The sequence below is a fragment of the Streptomyces sp. NPDC043427 genome (genome assembly GCF_056436655.1).
In genome coordinates, this window is the sequence record NZ_JBWKCC010000030.1 from 89,780 (window position 1) to 107,280 (window position 17,501).

Below are 17,501 nucleotides of genomic sequence, written 5' to 3' on the forward strand. Positions count from 1 at the left end.
GCGGCGCCTTTCCGCCCTCGGGACGCCCCCCCCCCCCCCCTCCCCCCCCCCCCCCCCCCCCCCCCCCCCCCCCCCCCCCCCCCCCCCCCCCCCCCCCCCCCACACCCGGTCCCCTCTGTCTGATTTGTCCGATTAGCGCGTATCGTCGCCGCATGCCCACGCCATATGGATCCCGCGGCGGCATGGCGTTCGGCGCGGAGGAGCTGCGTGTGCTCCGCCGCGCTCTCGCCCTCGCCCTTCACCCCGGCCCCGCCTCGCCCGAGGACGTACAGGACTGTCACCGTCTCGCCGAGTCCTTGGACGAGGCGATGCGCGAGGGCGCCCGGCTGCGGGCCTTCCTGGTGGCCGACCTCGCCCGGTACCGCGCCGCCCTGCCCGGCGCCGTCGCCGGATACCTCGCACTCCTGGAGGAGGTCCTGGGCACCGGCTACTGCCCCGCCCCCGACGACCTCGCCGCCCTCCGTGCCCTGCGCGGCAACCCCAAGGCGGCCACCCTCCTCCCCCGCTGCCAAACCCTCGCCGAACGCGACGCACGCACCCGCCTGGCCCACCGCACACCACGCCAGGGCGCCCAGCCCGACCGTGCTGTCCAGCCTCCCCGCCAGGTCATCCAGCAGCCTCGCCAGGCCGCTCAGCCCCGCCAGGTCATCCAGCAACCTCGCCATGGCGCTCAGCCCGACCGTGCTGTCCAGCAGCCTCACCACGGCGCTCAGCCCGAACGGGCTGTCCAACAGCCCGGCCAGGTCATCCAGCAGCCTCACCTGGCCGTCCAGCCTCCCGGTCAGGTCATCCAGCAGCCTCACCGGGCCGCTCCGCCCCGCCAGGCCAACGAGTTGCCCCGCCGGGCCGTCCAGCCTCCCGGCCAGGTCGCGCAGTCACCTGACCAGGACTTCCAGTCTGCCCCTCGGGCCGACCGGCCTCCTGCCGAGACGGCCCAGCCTGTCCGTCAGGCCGCCGAGCCGCTCCGTCAGGCCGCCGAGCCGCCCCGTACGGTAGCGCGGCCCGCCCCGGCCGTTCCGGGGTCCCGCACCCGCCTCCTGGCCCTTCCAGGAGGTCTTTCCGGTGACCTTTCCAGTGGCCCTTTCGGCGGAGTTCCCGGCGGCATTCCTGACGGTGTCCCAGACGGCCGTCACGGTGACCTGTCCCACGCGGCGGAACGCCCCACGCCGAAGCCGCAGAAGAAGCCCGCCGAGAAGCCCGCTGCTCCCGCCCCCACCCCCAAGCCGGCCCCCGCCGAGCCCGGCCCGGCCCGCCGCCCGATCCCCACCCCGGGCGAGGTCTTCCCCCGTCGCAAGCCGACTCCGCCCCCGGGCAACCCTCCGCAGCAACTGGCAGCCGGCTGACTCCCTCGACCAGCGGGCATCGGACGCCCCGGCTCGTATGCCCCCGCCCAGTGCCCCTGCCCCCGGCTGTGGTCACCCCCTGCCCCCCGGCCCGTGCCGGCCCGCGTGCGGCGGCGCAGCCGAGGATGCACTCCTGCGCGCAGGGCCGGCGCGGGCCGGGTGCGCGGTGTCGCCCCGCTGTCGACCCCAGGGGGCACCGTCACCCGCTGCTGGCTGGCCCCCGGGGCGGCTCAGCCCCATCCCGCTGCCCGGCCCCTGCCGCTGCCCACCCCCTCCGCTTTGCTCCCCCCGAGCCAACCCCCACCCCCGCCGTAGCTACTCTGGATCCATGGACTACGTCTCCGCGCTCGTGCCCCCGGTTGTGATGGCCGTGTTCTTCATCGGTGTGATCAGGGTGATCGTGAAGACCCAGGGCGGCGCAAACAAGGCCAAGGAGGACGCCGTCGTGGACGCCGCGCTCGCGCGGGCGGAGGGTGCGAGGCAGAACTCCGCCGGCATCGACGCCTGACGGCGCCCGCTTCTGAGGCGTACGGCTCCCGGGGCGAAATCGCCGCCCCATCCGAGCCGTACGCCCTTTTTGTTCCTGTTTGCTGCTGAAAGTGCACGTCCGGCACGCCATTGGCGAGATCTCCCACTATTGTTCTGAGGTGTGCCTCGCCCATTGGGAGAACTCGAAGACGCGGTCATGACGCGGGTGTGGAAGTGGAACCGCCCGGTGACCGTTCGAGAAGTCCTGGAAGACCTTCAGCAGGAACGGTCCATCGCGTACACCACGGTGATGACCGTTTTGGACAATCTCCATCAGAAGGGCTGGGTGCGCCGCGAGGCGGAAGGCCGGGCCTATCGATATGAGGCGGTCTCCACCAGGGCCGCCTACGCGGCCGCCCTGATGAACGACGCCTGGTCGCAGAGCGACAACCCCGCCGCCGCTCTCGTCGCCTTCTTCGGCATGATGAGCGAGGAACAGCGACAGGCCCTGCGGGTCGCTGTAGGGATCGTCCAAGGCCCGGAAACACCCGAACCCGCACAACCGAGTGAAGCCACCGAGGAGAACCCCGGCTCGGCAACGGAGGCGGGCGGGCGATAGCGTCCGCTCATGTCCGCAGAGAGCCCCGAAGTCCCCGCTAAAGCCATCACCGTCCGCAGGGCCCGGACCGGCGATGTCCCCGCCGTGCGTCGTCTCCTTGACGCGTACGTCCGCGGCGGCATCCTGCTCGACAAAGCGACGGTGACCCTTTACGAGGACATCCAGGAGTTCTGGGTCGCGGAACGTGACGACAACGCCGAGGTGGTCGGCTGCGGCGCACTGCACGTGATGTGGGAAGACCTCGCGGAAGTCCGCACACTCGCGGTGAAGCCGGGCCTGAAGGGCGCCGGCGTCGGCCACCAGTTGCTGGAGAAGTTGCTGCACACCGCGCGATGGCTGGGCGTTCGCCGCGTTTTCTGTCTCACCTTCGAAGTGGACTTCTTCGGCAAGCACGGCTTCGTGGAGATCGGTGAGACCCCCGTCGACACCGATGTCTACGCGGAGCTCCTGCGTTCCTATGACGAGGGTGTCGCGGAGTTCCTCGGTCTCGAACGAGTGAAACCGAACACCTTGGGCAACAGCCGGATGCTTCTGCATCTGTGATCGACAAGGACACGGACAAGGGAACGTCGACAAGGCAACGTCGACAAGGACGTATTCGCCCGGACGCCCGGGCCGAGGTGCCCTATGTCCGAAACGCGTACGTTTCCGGGCCGGGGGAGGGCTGCCGGTCTCTGTCGGGGGTTTGTGTTTTTCAGGGAAAAGCGGTTTGCTTTCCGACGTACTGCAGTACTGCATATAACAGGGGACGGCGAAACGGGGACGCCGCGCACCCCCGGGCCCTCACGTTATCGATGAAAGGAAATCCGGTGGCACAGAAGGTTCAGGTCCTTCTTGTCGACGACCTCGACGGCGGCGAGGCAGACGAGACCGTGACGTTCGCGTTGGACGGCAAGACGTACGAGATCGATCTGACGACTGCCAATGCGGACAAGCTGCGCAGCCTTCTCGATCCCTATCTGAAGGGCGGGCGTCGTACCGGAGGCCGTGCTTCGGGTGGGCGTGGAAAGGCGCGCGCCGCTTCGAGCGGCAGCCAGGACACCGCTCAGATCCGCGCATGGGCGAAGGAGAACGGATTCGAGGTCAACGACCGCGGCCGTGTTCCCGCGACCATTCGCGAGGCCTACGAGAAGGCCAACGGCTGAGCGCACGCGCGCTGAAGCCGGATTCGGTGGCACTGCGTCGCCACCGTGTTCACCACTCGCACGAGATCGGGGGCGCCCCCACCGCCCCCCAGGGCCGACAGCGTCGGCAGCGCGGCCTCGGCCTCGCACCCCGGGACGGGGGGCCGCAGCCACCTGGCGGCCCCCGTTGCCGTTCCCGCCCTCGCAGGCGGGGGCGTCGCATGAGGCGACGGCACCACCAGCGGCGCGTCCCGTGACCCGCCCAACGGCGCTCCCAGAGGCACCTCCAACGGCGCCTCCATCGCCCCGCCCGCGCCGATCGGCACCAGGTCCAGCGGGAGCTCGCCCCACTCCAGCCAGTCGAGGAGCCCCGGCACCTCCTCCGCGCCGCCCGCGGCCACCAGCAGCTGCATCCGGTCGGCCCGCACGGCCACCGGCGCCCCGGGCCCCAGCCGCCGTAGGGCCGCGACACCCGCCTCGGCCGGCACGTCCAGCACGTCGAAGCTGAGGCCCGTGGCGAGCCTCAGCGGAGTCCCCGGGCCCCCGGGCACCGTTGTCCATCCCAGTTCGTTCTCGTACCACCGCCGGATTCTGTCGGTCGGGTCGAGCGGCCGACGGGGAAGAGGGACGGGGAGAGAGGTGGTGGAGAGCGTGGGGACTGAACCAGTCATGCCAAGTCCAACCGTCGAAAGAGCCTCGAAGTTACGCTGGGTGTTCACAAGGATGCGCAGCGTGTCGAACGGGGCGGCCCGCGGGGGCGTGAGGGGACGCAAGGTTGTTCGCCCATAGCGGAGGGAACCGGGGCGTGCGGCATGGAGTGTCAGTCCCAGCGGGTAAGACATCCCTAGTGGGAGGGGGCGACATGCAGGAAAGGACGTCTCACGTTCGCCATCGGCGTACTGGCGACTGGGGTAACTGTCTGGCCTGCGGGAACATCGTCTCGCACCATCGGGTTGGAGCAGATGTCGGCGTTCGGGGTCAGGAGGCCATCGACGGTGTCGGCAGTTGGAATGAGCGGTCCCCGCTTGCGGGACTAAGCTGCGGAAGGACAGGGAGGGGAAGTTCCCCCCACTGCCTGACCGCTCTGAGGAGCGATTAACGATGTTCGAGAGGTTCACCGACCGCGCGCGGCGGGTTGTCGTCCTGGCTCAGGAAGAAGCCCGGATGCTCAACCACAACTACATCGGCACCGAGCACATCCTCCTGGGCCTGATCCACGAGGGTGAGGGTGTCGCCGCCAAGGCCCTTGAGAGCCTCGGGATTTCGCTCGAGGCGGTCCGCCAGCAGGTGGAGGAGATCATCGGCCAGGGCCAGCAGGCCCCGTCCGGGCACATCCCCTTCACCCCCCGTGCCAAGAAGGTCCTGGAGCTGTCGCTCCGCGAGGCCCTTCAGCTGGGCCACAACTACATCGGCACGGAGCACATCCTGCTCGGCCTGATCCGCGAGGGCGAGGGCGTCGCCGCCCAGGTCCTCGTCAAGCTGGGCGCAGATCTCAACCGGGTGCGGCAGCAGGTCATCCAGCTGCTCTCCGGTTACCAGGGCAAGGAGACCGCCACCGCCGGCGGGCCTGCCGAGGGCACGCCCTCGACGTCCCTGGTCCTCGACCAGTTCGGCCGGAACCTCACCCAGGCCGCTCGTGAGTCCAAGCTCGACCCGGTCATCGGGCGCGAGAAGGAGATCGAGCGGGTCATGCAGGTGCTGTCCCGCCGTACGAAGAACAACCCGGTCCTGATCGGTGAGCCCGGCGTCGGCAAGACCGCCGTCGTCGAGGGCCTCGCCCAGGCCATCGTCAAGGGCGAGGTGCCCGAGACCCTCAAGGACAAGCACCTCTACACCCTGGACCTCGGCGCGCTGGTCGCCGGCTCCCGCTACCGCGGTGACTTCGAGGAGCGCCTGAAGAAGGTGCTCAAGGAGATCCGCACCCGCGGCGACATCATCCTGTTCATCGACGAGCTGCACACGCTGGTCGGTGCGGGTGCCGCCGAGGGCGCCATCGACGCGGCTTCGATCCTGAAGCCGATGCTGGCCCGTGGTGAGCTGCAGACCATCGGTGCGACCACGCTGGACGAGTACCGCAAGCACCTGGAGAAGGACGCGGCCCTCGAGCGCCGCTTCCAGCCCATCCAGGTCGCCGAGCCGTCCCTGCCGCACACGATCGAGATCCTCAAGGGTCTGCGTGACCGGTACGAGGCCCACCACCGCGTCTCCATCACGGACGAGGCACTGGTCCAGGCCGCCACCCTGGCCGACCGGTACATCTCGGACCGCTTCCTGCCGGACAAGGCGATCGACCTGATCGACGAGGCCGGCTCCAGGATGCGTATCCGCCGGATGACCGCGCCGCCGGACCTGCGCGAGTTCGACGAGAAGATCGCCGGCGTCCGCCGTGACAAGGAGTCCGCGATCGACTCGCAGGACTTCGAGAAGGCCGCCTCCCTCCGCGACAAGGAGAAGCAGCTCCTGGCCGCCAAGGCCAAGCGGGAGAAGGAGTGGAAGGCCGGCGACATGGACGTCGTCGCCGAGGTCGACGGCGAGCTGATCGCCGAGGTCCTCGCCACGGCGACCGGTATCCCGGTCTTCAAGCTGACCGAGGAGGAGTCGAGCCGCCTGCTGCGCATGGAGGACGAGCTCCACAAGCGGGTCATCGGCCAGGTCGACGCCGTCAAGGCGCTGTCGAAGGCGATCCGCCGTACGCGCGCCGGTCTGAAGGACCCGAAGCGTCCCGGTGGCTCGTTCATCTTCGCCGGCCCCTCCGGTGTCGGTAAGACCGAGCTGTCCAAGGCGCTCGCCGAGTTCCTCTTCGGCGACGAGGACGCGCTGATCTCCCTCGACATGTCGGAGTTCAGCGAGAAGCACACGGTGTCGCGTCTCTTCGGTTCGCCCCCCGGATACGTGGGCTACGAAGAGGGCGGTCAGCTGACCGAGAAGGTCCGCCGCAAGCCGTTCTCCGTCGTCCTCTTCGACGAGGTCGAGAAGGCCCACCCGGACATCTTCAACTCGCTGCTGCAGATCCTGGAGGACGGTCGCCTGACCGACTCCCAGGGCCGGGTCGTGGACTTCAAGAACACGGTCATCATCATGACGACCAACCTCGGCACCCGGGACATCTCCAAGGGCTTCAACCTGGGCTTCGCCGCCCAGGGCGACACGAAGTCCAACTACGAGCGCATGAAGAACAAGGTGTCGGACGAGCTCAAGCAGCACTTCCGCCCCGAGTTCCTCAACCGCGTCGACGACGTGGTCGTCTTCCCGCAGCTGACGCAGGAGGACATCCTGCGGATCGTCGACCTGATGATCAGCAAGGTGGACGAGCGCCTCAAGGACCGGGACATGGGCATCGAGCTCTCCCAGACCGCCAAGGAGCTGCTGTCCAAGAAGGGCTACGACCCGGTGCTGGGTGCGCGTCCACTGCGCCGCACCATCCAGCGCGAGATCGAGGACACGCTCTCGGAGAAGATCCTCTTCGGCGAGCTGCGCCCCGGTCACATCGTGGTCGTGGACACCGAGGGCGACGGCGACGCCAAGACCTTCACCTTCCGGGGTGAGGAGAAGTCGGCGCTGCCCGACGTCCCGCCGATCGAGCAGGCGGCCGGCGGTGCCGGGCCGAACCTGAGCAAGGACGTGTAAGCGGTCCGAACGCCCGAAGGGGGCCGGTGCTTTCGAGCACCGGCCCCCTTCGCGTGCCCAGAGTGGCGACAGCCCGCGTTACGACAGCTGTCCGTCGTAGTCCGGCAGCTTGAACGTCTTCTCGGCGTGGCCACCCGAGAGGTCGGTGGCGCTGTTGCCGATGTTCGCGATGATCGTGTAGCCCTTGTTCTCGATGTTGACGCGCTGGGCTGTCTTGTAGGCGGCGACGTCCTTGAAGAGATCGAGGAAGCCGCGGACGTAGAGGCCGGAGACCTTGTAGCCGACGTACTTGAGGTTGTAGTCGGTCACGCCGGAGATGATGCCGGGGCGGGCGGTGACGAAGAACAGCGAGACGCCGTGATCCTGGGCGTACTGGGCGACGTCGAGGACCGGCTTGTTGGCCGGCTGCGGGTAGCTGAAGCCGAAGTCGGTCTCCAGGGTCGTGTTGTCGATGTCGAGGACGATCGCCTGCTTCTCGCCGGGCTTGGTGGCGGCGATGCGCTGCTTGAGGTACGGCAGGGCCTGGCCCATGACGGCCTGGCAGTCCTTCTGCCAGGTGTCGTAGTCGACGTCCTCAGCGGCGGCGGTGGTGGCGGTGGTGGTGGTGGCGGCGACCGTGGAGGTGCCGGTGGTCGTCGCGGCCTGGGCGGCGGTGGGGACGGCCATCGCCGTGACGGCCACCGCACTTATCGCGGTCATGCCAATTCTGCGCGTCCAGGTGCCTCTGGTCATGGTGGGGGTCCTCTCGCGTCCGTGCGCTGCCGATGTCGTGGGCATGCTGGTGGATGGGAATGGCTTGAGGGGAACCAGCGGGTTACTGGACGGTAGCGGCAGGTCGGAGAGCGCTCACATGGGTCGGTCAGCGTTTGTGGTGAGGCTCACAAAGGGTTTGGGCCTCACTCGTACGTCCTGCGGTGCGCGGCCTCAGTGACGCGCACGGACGTGCCCGGAAAGAGTTCGGCCAGGAGGGCGCGCTCCCCCCGGGGTTCGTATCCGTCCCGGGCGAAGACGCTGAGGACGTCCAGGGACGGGAAGGCGCCGGGCAAGGAAGCCAGTTGACCGCCCGAGGAAAGGTCATAGAGGTAAAGGGTGCGGACCTGGGGAAGACAGAGCCCCGCGTGGGCGGCCTCGGTGGCGTGCTCGGCGGACAGGCCCAGCTGGAGCAGCCGGGGAAGCCGCTCAAGGGCGGTCAGCGGGGCGTCGCTCGCGCAGTTGGTGACGTACGCGGCCACCAGGCGGGTGTACCGCCCCAGCACGGACATGTCCGTGATGCTGCCCCGCAGGTCGAGACGGGTGAGCTGGGCCGGTTCCAGGTGGGCGGTGAGGGCCTCGGCCGGAAAGTCCCCCTCCAGTTGCAGCCAGGGGCGGCCGCCCATGCCGTGGAGGCAGGCGAGCTCCGCGGGAGAGTGCGCGACCAGGTACAGGTCGTCATGGCGGAGGCGGGCGATGACCTCGCGGCCGTATACCTCGGTGTCGAACCGGTGCCAGCTCCCGGACAGTTGCTTGCGCGCTCGCCAGGAAGGGTGGTCGCAGAAACGTGCCAGGTACGGGATGGCCGCGTCGGTTCCGATCAGGGACGCCGTCAGAACGCACAGGCGCGCCGGATCGGCGTCGTCGGCCTGCGGCGCAGCCAGTTCCTCGGGGCCCGGGAGGAGGTCGAGGATGAGGGGCCCGGCGGAGGCCAGTTCGTAGGCCGCCTCCGCCGTGCGCGGCGGAACCAGGCGCCCGACACCGTTCTCTATCTCGGCCCGTACCGACGGGTCCAGCTCAGTGGCCTGCTCCAGGCAGGACGCGGCCAGCAGCAGCGCGCGCGGGGAGTCGTCGCGCAGCAGCTGGCGCAGGATCTCCACCCGGTCGCGGGGACGGCCCTGGGCCACCGCCATGCGGATGACGTCCTCCCACTGGTCGTCCGCCGCGTGCTTGTGGACCATCCCGAAGGTGCCCTCGTCGAGCAGCGCGCGGGCCCCGAGGAAGTCCTGGAACGTGCGGTGGCAGAAGTCGATCGTGTCGCCTGAGGGCTCGCGCAACAGGCCGCTGCGGGCGAGGAGATGGGCGAGGACGGCACCCGGATCGCCGAGCGCCGCCATCTCGGGCAGCGCCGGCAGCGCCTTGCCGATCTCGGCGAGCGCGCGGTCGCGGGCCATCTCCGTACGGCCGTCCTTGATCAGCCAGTAGGCCAGGCGCTGCAGGATCTGCAACTGCGGTTCCTCCCGCAGCTCGGGGCCCGGCAGGCCGCGCTCGCGGTCGCGTCGGGCGAGCAGCATGGTGAGCGCGGCCTCGTACAACTCCTTGCGGCCGATGGGCAGGAAACCGCGCCGGTCGCGGTGCAGGGCGCAGAGCAGGCCGCACATCAGCGGGTTGGTGGCGAGCCGCCCGAGGTCCGGCTTGGCCCGGACGGCGTGCAGGAGCTGGTTCTCGTACACCGTGAGGGCGGCGTCCTCCTCGGGGCCGCCGCCCGTCCGCGCGGCCGCGTGCCAGCGGCTGATGAACGACGCCACGTCCTGCGCCCGCATCGGGGAAAGCGTGAGCTCGGTGAACCCCTCGTTCGCGAGCCAGTCCTCGCGCACGGCCGACGGGCGGGAGGTGACCAGCCATCGGTTGCCCGGATAGGCCTCGATCAGGTCGGCCAACCAGGTGCGGGCGAGGGCCCGTTCGCCTTCGGGTATCTCGTCGAGGCCGTCGACCAGGACGAGTCCGCGTCGGGCGCCGAGCACGCGTGACTCCCAGCCGTCCGGCTGCTCCCCGGCGAGCGGGGCGCCGACGGCGGTGAGGAAGTCCCGCGGGGCGGGCAGGCGTTCGCCGTGCCGGGTCAGGGTGCGCAGCGGCAGCACGAAGGGGATCCGGTCGCGCAGGTAGGCCATACGGCCATCGGTGTCCTGGCGGGCGGTGGAGAGGGCGAGCCACTGCACCAGGGTCGTCTTGCCGGACCCGGCCTCGCCGCGCAGGAGGACGCGGTCGTGAGCGGCAAGGGCCTCGTCGGCGGGGCGGGGGGCGGTCTCCGGCGGAAGTGAGCCCAGGGGGAGATCCTCGACGGGGATCACCGCGTGGCACGGGTCGGCGGGGTCGACCTCTTCGACGACGATGCGCTGAGGCGGGAGAAAGTCTTCCCACTGCATCGGCGAGGACATGGTCCACCACGTGCCGCGCGTCTCCAGGCTCAGATACGCCACGTCCAACGGCCACTTCCCCGGCGAGTTCACCAGGTCCACCCCGTAGATCAGCAACTTGCCGTGCTTGCGGCCGACGTACGCGAGGTACTGCCGTTCGAAGGCCGTGTCGCGGGTGTCCCGGCGGGGTGTGCGGGTGATCAACTCGTCGAGCTTGGCGATGAGTTCGGCCTGTCCACGGCTCTGCTCGACCAGCGTGCGCGCCACGAAGGTGGACCGCTGGGTGAAGAAGTTCACGACGTGGGCGCAGGCCCACTCGGTGAGGGAGTCGAGGAACAGGGAGGCGTCGGCGGTCAGATCGCGCGTGGGTGAGCGGCGGTGGAGTTCGCGGGCCAGCTCGCGATGGCCCAGGCGGACGGCCTGTACGTCGTCCATGTCGAGGTCGCCCAGTGCGAGCAGCTTGGCGGTGAGGGCGTCCGTGACGGCCGTCACCTCGTCCGCGGGGAAGGGCGGTTCGCCCGGCGACTCCACCGCCTGCCGGACCAGTACGGCGGCGATCTTCCGTACGTCCGTTTCGGTCAGCGCCCGTTTCTCGCCCCGGAAGGACACCAGCGAGGACAGTCGTACGGGCCGGTCGACCAGCCCTGCCCCGGGGTCCTGGCGTACGAACAGCCGCTTCACCAGCGGGCCCATCACGCTCGATGCCAGGCGCGTGCCGATGACCGCGGGATCCATGCCGTGCAGCGTAGTCCCCGTCACATTCAGGAGTCTTTCGATTCGGTGCACCGGTGACATGCCGCACAGCCGATTTGTCCGGTACTACGCGGAATAGTGATGGCGAAAATAAGGGCAAAACGGACTTTATGCATAGGTCCCATGCCGCAATTCCCGTGCCCTGAGCGGCTCGGTGCCGGATAGGCCTTATGTCAATAAAGGTGTGATCTAGACGTTTAGTACTAGATTTCGTCGTAGGTCACACATTTGGGCGTATTCACGCCCCGGGGTTACCAAGGGATGGCCCATTCGGCGGATGTCCGTCCGCCGCGTGGTTTCCTCTGTCCCCTTCCCCATGAGGTCTCGATGTTCCAGCGCGTCTCGTCCCGTTCTGCTCGTACGTCCACGCTCCGCACCCGGGTGGCCGGTGTGACCGCCGCCGTCGGTGTGTCCGTCGTGCTGGGAACCGGGGTCGCGTCGGCCGCGGGGGCCCCGTCGGCCGCCTCGTGGATCGACCCCGTGGCGAAGTACAAGCTCAGCGCGAGCTTCAACCAGGCCGGCGGCATGTGGGCGCACAAGCACTCCGGGCAGGACTTCGCCGTGCCGAGCGGCACCAAGGTCATGGCCGCGCACGGCGGTACGGTCGTCAAGGCCGGCGGCAACGGCGCCGGTGACGGCCCCGCCTACGGCAACGCCATCGTCATCAAGCACGGCAACAAGACGTACTCCCAGTACGCCCACCTCTCCCGCATCGAGGTGAAGGTCGGCCAGATCGTGAAGACCGGTCAGGAGATCGCGCGGTCCGGCAACACCGGCAACTCCAGCGGCCCGCACCTGCACTTCGAGATCCGTACGTCCCCGAACTACGGCTCGGCGATAAACCCGGTCGCGTTCCTGCACTCCAAGGGCGTGAAGGTCTGACCGGCCTGACCGGCCCCAGCTGATCAGGTGCCCTGATGTGCCTGGGTCACCAGATCGACGGCGACCTCGAGGACGGCCCTGCGCTTGTCCTCCGGGTCGCCTTCGAGGTCGTTCAGGAAGTGCATGCCGGCGTGCAGCGTGAAGAGGGCACTGACGCAGCGGACCTGGTCGACCAGGGGGGCGTCCGGGTCGATGATGATGTCGCGCAGGCTGCGCATGCGGTCCTTGAACGAGTCGCCGATCTGCAGTTCCCGCACCGTCGCCTGGTTCTCCTGCATGAAGCGGAAGAGCGGGGTCGCGCCGGCGAGGTGTTCGCTGTAACGCCGTACGATCTCGTGCTTGGTCTCCAGGGTGTGGGGCTGGGCCGCTCCCCACTCGATCAGATCCTCGATCGGCTTCGTCAGGTCCTGGAATATGCTGACAATGATCTCTTCCTTCGTCTTGAAGTGGTAGTAGAGCGCCGCCTTGGTGACGTCCAGGTGCTCGGCGATCTCGCGCAGCGAGGTCTTCTCGTAGCCCTGTTCGGCGAAGAGTTCCAGCGCCACGTCCTGGATGCGCTGGCGCGTGTTGCCGCGCCGCTGTCGCTTGGTGCCGTCCATCGTGCCGCCCATTCTGGTGCTCCCGTACCCCACTCAAAACTTACTTGACGCCCGGCTAGTTACGGGGCTACTTTTCTGAGTGTACTGAACTAGCCGGGCGGCAAGTAAGTAGGCCGTGTCCCGGGGGGAGTAGAAGGCGATGGCGGACACACAGGCTGTGGACACGAAGACAGAAGAAGAACCGGGCAAACAGCCCAAGAGCGTGCGGGTGGTCCTGCTCGCGCTCATGATCACCATGATGCTGGCGATGCTCGACAACATGATCGTGGGCACCGCGATGCCGACGATCGTGGGCGAGCTCGGCGGGCTCGAGCACCTGTCCTGGGTGGTCACGGCGTACACCCTGGCGACGGCGGCCTCCACCCCGCTGTGGGGCAAGCTCGGCGACATGTACGGCCGCAAGGGCTCCTTCATGACGTCGATCGTGATCTTCCTGCTCGGCTCCGCGCTCAGCGGCATGGCGCAGAACATGGGGCAGCTCATCGGTTTCCGTGCCGTTCAGGGGCTCGGCGCCGGTGGGCTGATGGTCGGCGTCATGGCGATCATCGGTGACCTGATCCCGCCCCGGGAGCGCGGCAAGTACCAGGGCATGATGGCCGGCGTCATGGCGCTGGCGATGATCGGCGGCCCGCTGGTCGGTGGCACCATCACCGACCACTGGGGCTGGCGCTGGGCGTTCTACATCAACCTGCCGCTCGGCGTGGTGTCGCTGCTCGCCATCAGCGCGGTGCTGCACCTGCCGAAGAAGCGGGCCAAGGCGCGGATCGACTACCTGGGCGCCGCGCTGCTGACCATCGGCATCACCGCCATCGTCCTCGTCACCACCTGGGGCGGCTCGGAGTACGCGTGGAGCTCCGCGCGGATCATGGAGCTCATCGGGATCGGCGTGGCCGCCCTCGTCGGCTTCGTGTTCTGGCAGACCCGCGCCGCCGAGCCGGTCGTGCCGCTGCACATCTTCCGCAGCCGCAACTTCACGCTGATGTCGATCATCGGCTTCATCACCGGCTTCGTGATGTTCGGCGCGACGCTCTTCCTGCCGCTGTACCAGCAGTCCGTGCAGGGCGCGTCCGCGACCAACTCCGGGCTGCTTCTCCTGCCGATGCTCGGCGCGATGCTCGTCACCTCGATGATCGCGGGCCGGGTGACCACGAACACCGGCAAGTACAAGGTCTTCCCGTTGATCGGCAGCACGCTGATGATCGTCGGTCTGTACCTGCTGTCGCTCATGGACACCGACACGAGCCGCCTCACGTCCGGTGTGTACATGGCGGTCGTCGGTCTCGGCATGGGCTGCCTGATGCAGATCACGATGCTCGTCGCGCAGAACAGCGTCGAGATGAAGGACATGGGCGTCGCCTCCTCGTCCACCACCCTGTTCCGTACGCTCGGCTCCTCCTTCGGCGTCGCGATCATGGGCGCGCTGTTCAACAACCGAGTCCAGGACGTCATGGCCGAGCGGGCCGGCGCGCTGGGCTCGAAGGTGACCGAGCAGTCCGCCCAGCTGGACGCGGCGAGCCTGAAGATGCTGCCGGTGGCGGCGCGGGAGGCGTACCAGCACGCGGTGTCGGCCGGTACCCACTCGGCGTTCCTGTTGGGAGCGATCGTGGCGGTGGGCGCGCTGGTGGCGGCCGTGTTCGTGAAGGAGGTCCCGCTCAAGGGGGCGGGACCCCAGAAGGCTGACGAGGGACCGGCGGACGGCGCGGCCCCGGCACAGCCGCCCGTGGCCGAGACCGTCTGACCGACCGAACCCCGAAGGCCCCCGGCGCGTGTCGGGGGCCTTCGTCGTGCCCGGTGCCGGGCCGGTGCCGGTTCCGGTGTCGGTCCCGATGCCCGGTACGAGGCCGGTGCCGGTGTCAGTCCCGCGTGCCACCATCGGCCGTATGGACAAAGTGCGGCAGTTGCGGCTCGCCAAGGACGCCATGGACCGCGACTGGGCTGACCCCGAGCTCGACCTGAACGCGGTGGCCGCGCACGCGGGGTACTCGCGCTTCCACTTCGTACGGGCCTTCAAGGAGGCGTACGGCGAGACCCCGGGCCAGTACCTCACGCACCGCCGCATCGAGCGTGCCGAGGAGATGCTGCGCGGCGCCAACCTGACGGTCACCGAGATCTGCCACCTGGTCGGCTTCAGCAGCCTCGGAACCTTTTCGACCCGCTTCAAGGCACGGACCGGACTCACGCCGAGCGAGTACCGGATCAAGCATGTGGGCCGCGGCGCCTCCCTCATTCCCGGGTGCTACGCGATGCTCTGGGCCGGGGGATTCAGGAGGGCAACTTTGAAGAAGCGCCCCGACTTCCCTGCTGTCTACGGTGATGAACAGGAACCGCAAGCCGCAGAGCAAGCACCAGAGCAAGCACCAGAGCAAGCACCAGAGGAGAGCGCAGAGCCATGATCAAGGGACTGGGCATCACCACCGTGTGGACCTTCGACCAGCAGCGCACCAAGGCCTTCTTCACCGACAAGCTCGACTTCGAGGTGCGCACCGAGCTCGCCCTGGGCGACATGACGTGGATCACCGTGGGCGCCAAGGACCAGCCGGACGTCGAGCTCGCCCTGATGAGCCTGGACGGCCCGGGCCTCGACCCCGAGTCCGCGGAGGCGCTGAAGAAGCTCGTCGGCAAGGGGGTCATCGGCGGGGGAGCATTCCACTCGGACGACTGCCGTGGCGACTACGAGACCTTCAAGGCGCGCGGTGTCGAGTTCATCCAGGAACCGGCCGAGCGCCCCTACGGCGTCGAGGCCATCTTCCGCGACGACAACGGCAACTGGTTCTCGCTGACCGAGCGCAGTGAGGAACTCGACTTCTCCAAGGACTTCGGCTGAACCCGGCCCCTCGCCCGGACCTGGCGGGTCCTCACGGCAGCATCTGATAGCTGCCCGTGTTCGTCGGCGCGTGCTCCGGCAGCCACAGGACGGCGACCGCGCCCTCCGCGGGTATGTGCTCGGGCGCGCCGACCGGCCGGATGTTGCGAAACGTCAGCCGGGCGCCCAGCACCCGCGCCTGACCCGCCGCGATGGTCAGGCCGAGGCCGTGGCCCGCGCCGGAGCGGTCGCTCCTGCCGGTACGGAAGCGGCTCGGGCCGTCGGCGAGGAGGTCCTCGGGGAAACCGGGGCCGTGGTCGCGGACCCGGATGACCCGGCCCTCCACGGTGACCTGGATGGGGGGCTTGCCGTGCCGAGCGGCATTGGCCAACAGGTTGAACAGCACCCGCTCCAGGCGCCGCGGGTCGGTGGTGACCTCCGACTCGTGCACCACGCGCACCTCGATGGCGGGGTCCTTCGCCGCCACCCGGCGCGCCACGAACTCGCCCAGCACGATGTCCTGCAGTTCGGCCCGCTCGGACGCGCCGTCCAGCCGGGCCACCTCCAGAACGTCCTCCACGAGCGTGCGCATCGCCTTCGCCCGGTCCAGCACCAGCTCCGTCGGCCGGCCGGGCGGCAGCAGCTCGGCCGCCGTCAGCAGACCCGTCACCGGAGTGCGCAGCTCATGGGCGATGTCGGCGGTGACCCGGCGCTCCGCCTCCAGACGCAGCTGCAACGCGTCCGCCATCGCGTCCACCGCGCTCGCGAGGTCGTCGGTCTCGTCCCGCACGACCCCGCCGATCGCGTCCCGCACCCGCACGTCCGTCTCGCCCCGGGCGACCTGGTTTGCCGCGGCGGCCGCCTTGCGCAGCCGGCGCGACAACTGCCCGCCGATGAGCACCCCCAGCGCGCTGCCGCCGAAGACCACCGCGATGGACCCGATCACCAGGGCCTGGTCGAGGTCCTTGAGGATGTCGATGCTGCGGTCGGTGAACCCGGTGTGCAGGGACAGCACATGACCGTCCTTGACCGGCACGGCAGCCCAGATGTCCGGAACACCGCCCGTCCGGTCGGACACGAACGTCGCCCGGCGCCCCTCCTCGACCTTCTGTCGCAGCGCGGACGGCAGATCCGGGTCGTCGATCTTGATGCTGGGGAAGTTGGGCCGCCCCGACAGCTCGTAGTTGCGCTGGGCGATCCGGACCCGCTCGTCGGCGAGATCACGCGCGTTGTCCAGCATCGACACGCGCGCGGCGTTGTGCACGACCAGACTGAGCGCGATCGCCACCAGCGCACCGACCAGCGCGATCGCCGCGCTCAGCTTCCACCTCAGGCCCGTACGCATGCCCGCGTGCTCCACGCGCCCCCCGCGCGTCGGACTCAGGTGTCGGAAGATCCCCCGCATGACGCCCCGCTCAGGCCTTCAACTTGTAGCCGAAGCCACGGACCGTCTCGATACGGTCCTGGCCGATCTTCGTCCGCAGCCGCTGCACATGGACGTCGACCACACGGGTGTCCCCGCCCCAGCCGTAGTCCCACACCCGCTCCAGGAGCTTGTCGCGCGACAGGACCGTCCCCGGCGCGGAGGAGAACTCCAGCAGCAGCCGCATCTCGGTGGGCGTCAGGCCCACCGGCTGGCCGGCGCGGCGCACCTCCATGCCCTCGGTGTCGATCTCCAGCTCGCCGAAGGTCAGCACACCGCCGTGCGCCGCCGAGCCGCCCTCGTCCGCCCTCTCGCCGCCGGTCGCGTGCCCGAAGCGGCGCAGCACCGCGCGGATCCGGGCCACCAGGACGGCGCCGTCGAACGGCTTGGTCACATAGTCGTCGGCGCCCGCCTCCAGGCCCAGCACGACGTCGATGGAGTCCGCGCGCGCCGACAGCATGATCACCGGCACGGTGGACTCGTCCCTGATGCGCCGGCACAGGCTCACCCCGTCCAGGCCGGGGACCATGACGTCCAGCAGCGCGATGTCGGGCCGGTCCGCCCGGAACGCCTCCAGGCCCGACAGCCCGTCGGGCATGGCGGTGACGACGAAGCCGTCCCGCTCCAGGGCGAGCTGGGTGGCCTCGCGGATGACGTCGTCGTCCTCGACGAACAGGACGTGGGTCTGGTCTGCCATCCCGGTGCTCTCAGTCCTCGTGTCGGTCTTGGTGTCGGTCTCGGTGCGGACCCTCG

The 17,501-nt window shown here is 69.2% G+C and carries 16 protein-coding genes and 1 pseudogene; 10 read left to right on the forward strand and 7 right to left on the reverse strand.

The window, feature by feature from the left end; translation table 11 throughout:
• Positions 1 to 182 precede the first annotated feature (182 nt).
• Positions 183 to 883: pseudogene (locus AC067M_RS35340) on the forward strand (hypothetical protein).
• Here AC067M_RS35340 and AC067M_RS35345 read toward each other — a convergent pair.
• Positions 876 to 1,148 carry a hypothetical protein gene (locus AC067M_RS35345; protein WP_478701126.1) on the reverse strand — a complete coding sequence of 91 codons (273 nt, stop codon included), beginning with the start codon at positions 1,146 to 1,148 and terminating at the stop codon, positions 876 to 878. The pseudogene AC067M_RS35340 and the gene AC067M_RS35345 sit on opposite strands and share 8 nt — an antisense overlap.
• Before the next feature lie 523 nt (positions 1,149 to 1,671).
• Here AC067M_RS35345 and AC067M_RS35350 point away from each other — a divergent pair.
• From AC067M_RS35350 to AC067M_RS35365, 4 genes are all read left to right on the forward strand, one after another.
• Positions 1,672 to 1,851, forward strand: coding sequence for a hypothetical protein (locus AC067M_RS35350; protein ID WP_478701127.1), 180 nt, complete (start codon positions 1,672 to 1,674; stop codon positions 1,849 to 1,851).
• Between the two features lie 153 nt (positions 1,852 to 2,004).
• Positions 2,005 to 2,430 (forward strand): BlaI/MecI/CopY family transcriptional regulator, encoded by a 426-nt coding sequence (locus AC067M_RS35355; protein ID WP_478701128.1) that lies wholly within the window; start codon positions 2,005 to 2,007, stop codon positions 2,428 to 2,430.
• A 9-nt stretch (positions 2,431 to 2,439) separates the two neighbouring features.
• A complete protein-coding gene (locus AC067M_RS35360; RefSeq protein WP_133933350.1) occupies positions 2,440 to 2,973 on the forward strand; it encodes an amino-acid N-acetyltransferase in 534 nt (177 codons plus the stop codon).
• A gap of 266 nt (positions 2,974 to 3,239) precedes the next feature.
• Positions 3,240 to 3,575 (forward strand): histone-like nucleoid-structuring protein Lsr2, encoded by a 336-nt coding sequence (locus AC067M_RS35365; protein WP_133933351.1) that lies wholly within the window; start codon positions 3,240 to 3,242, stop codon positions 3,573 to 3,575.
• Here AC067M_RS35365 and AC067M_RS35370 read toward each other — a convergent pair.
• Positions 3,554 to 4,225 carry an SCO3374 family protein gene (locus AC067M_RS35370; protein WP_478701129.1) on the reverse strand — a complete coding sequence of 224 codons (672 nt, stop codon included), beginning with the start codon at positions 4,223 to 4,225 and terminating at the stop codon, positions 3,554 to 3,556. The genes AC067M_RS35365 and AC067M_RS35370 overlap by 22 nt on opposite strands.
• A 430-nt stretch (positions 4,226 to 4,655) precedes the next feature.
• Between AC067M_RS35370 and AC067M_RS35375 the strand changes: the two genes are divergently transcribed.
• Positions 4,656 to 7,181: an ATP-dependent Clp protease ATP-binding subunit gene (locus AC067M_RS35375; RefSeq protein WP_478701130.1), complete on the forward strand. Its 2,526-nt coding sequence runs from the start codon at positions 4,656 to 4,658 to the stop codon at positions 7,179 to 7,181.
• 78 nt (positions 7,182 to 7,259) lie between these two features.
• On the opposite strand, the gene AC067M_RS35380 is transcribed toward AC067M_RS35375, so the two are convergent.
• Both AC067M_RS35380 and AC067M_RS35385 read right to left on the reverse strand, forming a co-directional pair.
• The gene (locus tag AC067M_RS35380) at positions 7,260 to 7,913 is read right to left on the reverse strand and encodes an HAD family acid phosphatase (RefSeq protein ID WP_478701131.1); all 654 of its coding nucleotides are present in this window, start codon (positions 7,911 to 7,913) and stop codon (positions 7,260 to 7,262) included.
• A 164-nt stretch (positions 7,914 to 8,077) separates the two neighbouring features.
• Complete coding sequence (locus AC067M_RS35385) at positions 8,078 to 11,023, reverse strand: NACHT domain-containing protein (protein ID WP_478701132.1); 2,946 nt, start codon at positions 11,021 to 11,023, stop codon at positions 8,078 to 8,080.
• A 345-nt stretch (positions 11,024 to 11,368) separates the two neighbouring features.
• Here AC067M_RS35385 and AC067M_RS35390 point away from each other — a divergent pair, with 345 nt between their 5' ends.
• Positions 11,369 to 11,923: a M23 family metallopeptidase gene (locus AC067M_RS35390; RefSeq protein ID WP_478701133.1), complete on the forward strand. Its 555-nt coding sequence runs from the start codon at positions 11,369 to 11,371 to the stop codon at positions 11,921 to 11,923.
• 23 nt (positions 11,924 to 11,946) lie between these two features.
• Here AC067M_RS35390 and AC067M_RS35395 read toward each other — a convergent pair whose 3' ends face one another.
• Positions 11,947 to 12,534 carry a TetR/AcrR family transcriptional regulator gene (locus AC067M_RS35395; RefSeq protein WP_478701134.1) on the reverse strand — a complete coding sequence of 196 codons (588 nt, stop codon included), beginning with the start codon at positions 12,532 to 12,534 and terminating at the stop codon, positions 11,947 to 11,949.
• A gap of 127 nt (positions 12,535 to 12,661) precedes the next feature.
• On the opposite strand from AC067M_RS35395, the gene AC067M_RS35400 reads away from it, so the two are divergent.
• The 3 genes from AC067M_RS35400 to AC067M_RS35410 all read left to right on the forward strand — a co-directional run bounded on the left by AC067M_RS35400 (position 12,662) and on the right by AC067M_RS35410 (position 15,346).
• The gene (locus tag AC067M_RS35400; RefSeq protein WP_478701135.1) at positions 12,662 to 14,260 is read left to right on the forward strand and encodes an MDR family MFS transporter; all 1,599 of its coding nucleotides are present in this window, start codon (positions 12,662 to 12,664) and stop codon (positions 14,258 to 14,260) included.
• Positions 14,261 to 14,402: 142 nt separating this feature from the next.
• Positions 14,403 to 14,915, forward strand: a complete 513-nt coding sequence (locus AC067M_RS35405; protein WP_478701136.1) for an AraC family transcriptional regulator — start codon at positions 14,403 to 14,405, stop codon at positions 14,913 to 14,915.
• Entirely contained in the window at positions 14,912 to 15,346 is a 435-nt protein-coding gene (locus AC067M_RS35410) for a VOC family protein (RefSeq protein ID WP_478701137.1), read from the forward strand. The genes AC067M_RS35405 and AC067M_RS35410 overlap by 4 nt, the downstream gene beginning before the upstream one ends.
• A 31-nt stretch (positions 15,347 to 15,377) precedes the next feature.
• Here AC067M_RS35410 and cseC read toward each other — a convergent pair whose 3' ends face one another.
• Positions 15,378 to 16,670, reverse strand: coding sequence for a two-component system sensor histidine kinase CseC (gene cseC, locus AC067M_RS35415; protein ID WP_478701138.1), 1,293 nt, complete (start codon positions 16,668 to 16,670; stop codon positions 15,378 to 15,380).
• A gap of 70 nt (positions 16,671 to 16,740) precedes the next feature.
• A complete protein-coding gene (gene cseB, locus AC067M_RS35420) occupies positions 16,741 to 17,445 on the reverse strand; it encodes a two-component system response regulator CseB (RefSeq protein WP_478701139.1) in 705 nt (234 codons plus the stop codon).
• Positions 17,446 to 17,501 lie beyond the last annotated feature (56 nt).

What these genes read in the sequence shown, in the direction of transcription:
- AC067M_RS35350 (WP_478701127.1), top strand. Translation starts at nt 1,672, where the DNA reads ATGGACTACGTCTCCGCGCTCGTGCCCCCGGTTGTGATGGCCGTGTTC.
- AC067M_RS35360 (WP_133933350.1), top strand. Translation starts at nt 2,440, where the DNA reads ATGTCCGCAGAGAGCCCCGAAGTCCCCGCTAAAGCCATCACCGTCCGC.
- AC067M_RS35370 (WP_478701129.1), bottom strand. Translation starts at nt 4,225, where the DNA reads ATGACTGGTTCAGTCCCCACGCTCTCCACCACCTCTCTCCCCGTCCCT.
- AC067M_RS35375 (WP_478701130.1), top strand. Translation starts at nt 4,656, where the DNA reads ATGTTCGAGAGGTTCACCGACCGCGCGCGGCGGGTTGTCGTCCTGGCT.
- AC067M_RS35380 (WP_478701131.1), bottom strand. Translation starts at nt 7,913, where the DNA reads ATGACCAGAGGCACCTGGACGCGCAGAATTGGCATGACCGCGATAAGT.
- AC067M_RS35385 (WP_478701132.1), bottom strand. Translation starts at nt 11,023, where the DNA reads ATGGATCCCGCGGTCATCGGCACGCGCCTGGCATCGAGCGTGATGGGC.
- AC067M_RS35390 (WP_478701133.1), top strand. Translation starts at nt 11,369, where the DNA reads ATGTTCCAGCGCGTCTCGTCCCGTTCTGCTCGTACGTCCACGCTCCGC.
- AC067M_RS35395 (WP_478701134.1), bottom strand. Translation starts at nt 12,534, where the DNA reads ATGGGCGGCACGATGGACGGCACCAAGCGACAGCGGCGCGGCAACACG.
- AC067M_RS35400 (WP_478701135.1), top strand. Translation starts at nt 12,662, where the DNA reads ATGGCGGACACACAGGCTGTGGACACGAAGACAGAAGAAGAACCGGGC.
- AC067M_RS35405 (WP_478701136.1), top strand. Translation starts at nt 14,403, where the DNA reads ATGGACAAAGTGCGGCAGTTGCGGCTCGCCAAGGACGCCATGGACCGC.
- AC067M_RS35410 (WP_478701137.1), top strand. Translation starts at nt 14,912, where the DNA reads ATGATCAAGGGACTGGGCATCACCACCGTGTGGACCTTCGACCAGCAG.
- cseC (WP_478701138.1), bottom strand. Translation starts at nt 16,670, where the DNA reads ATGCGTACGGGCCTGAGGTGGAAGCTGAGCGCGGCGATCGCGCTGGTC.
- cseB (WP_478701139.1), bottom strand. Translation starts at nt 17,445, where the DNA reads ATGGCAGACCAGACCCACGTCCTGTTCGTCGAGGACGACGACGTCATC.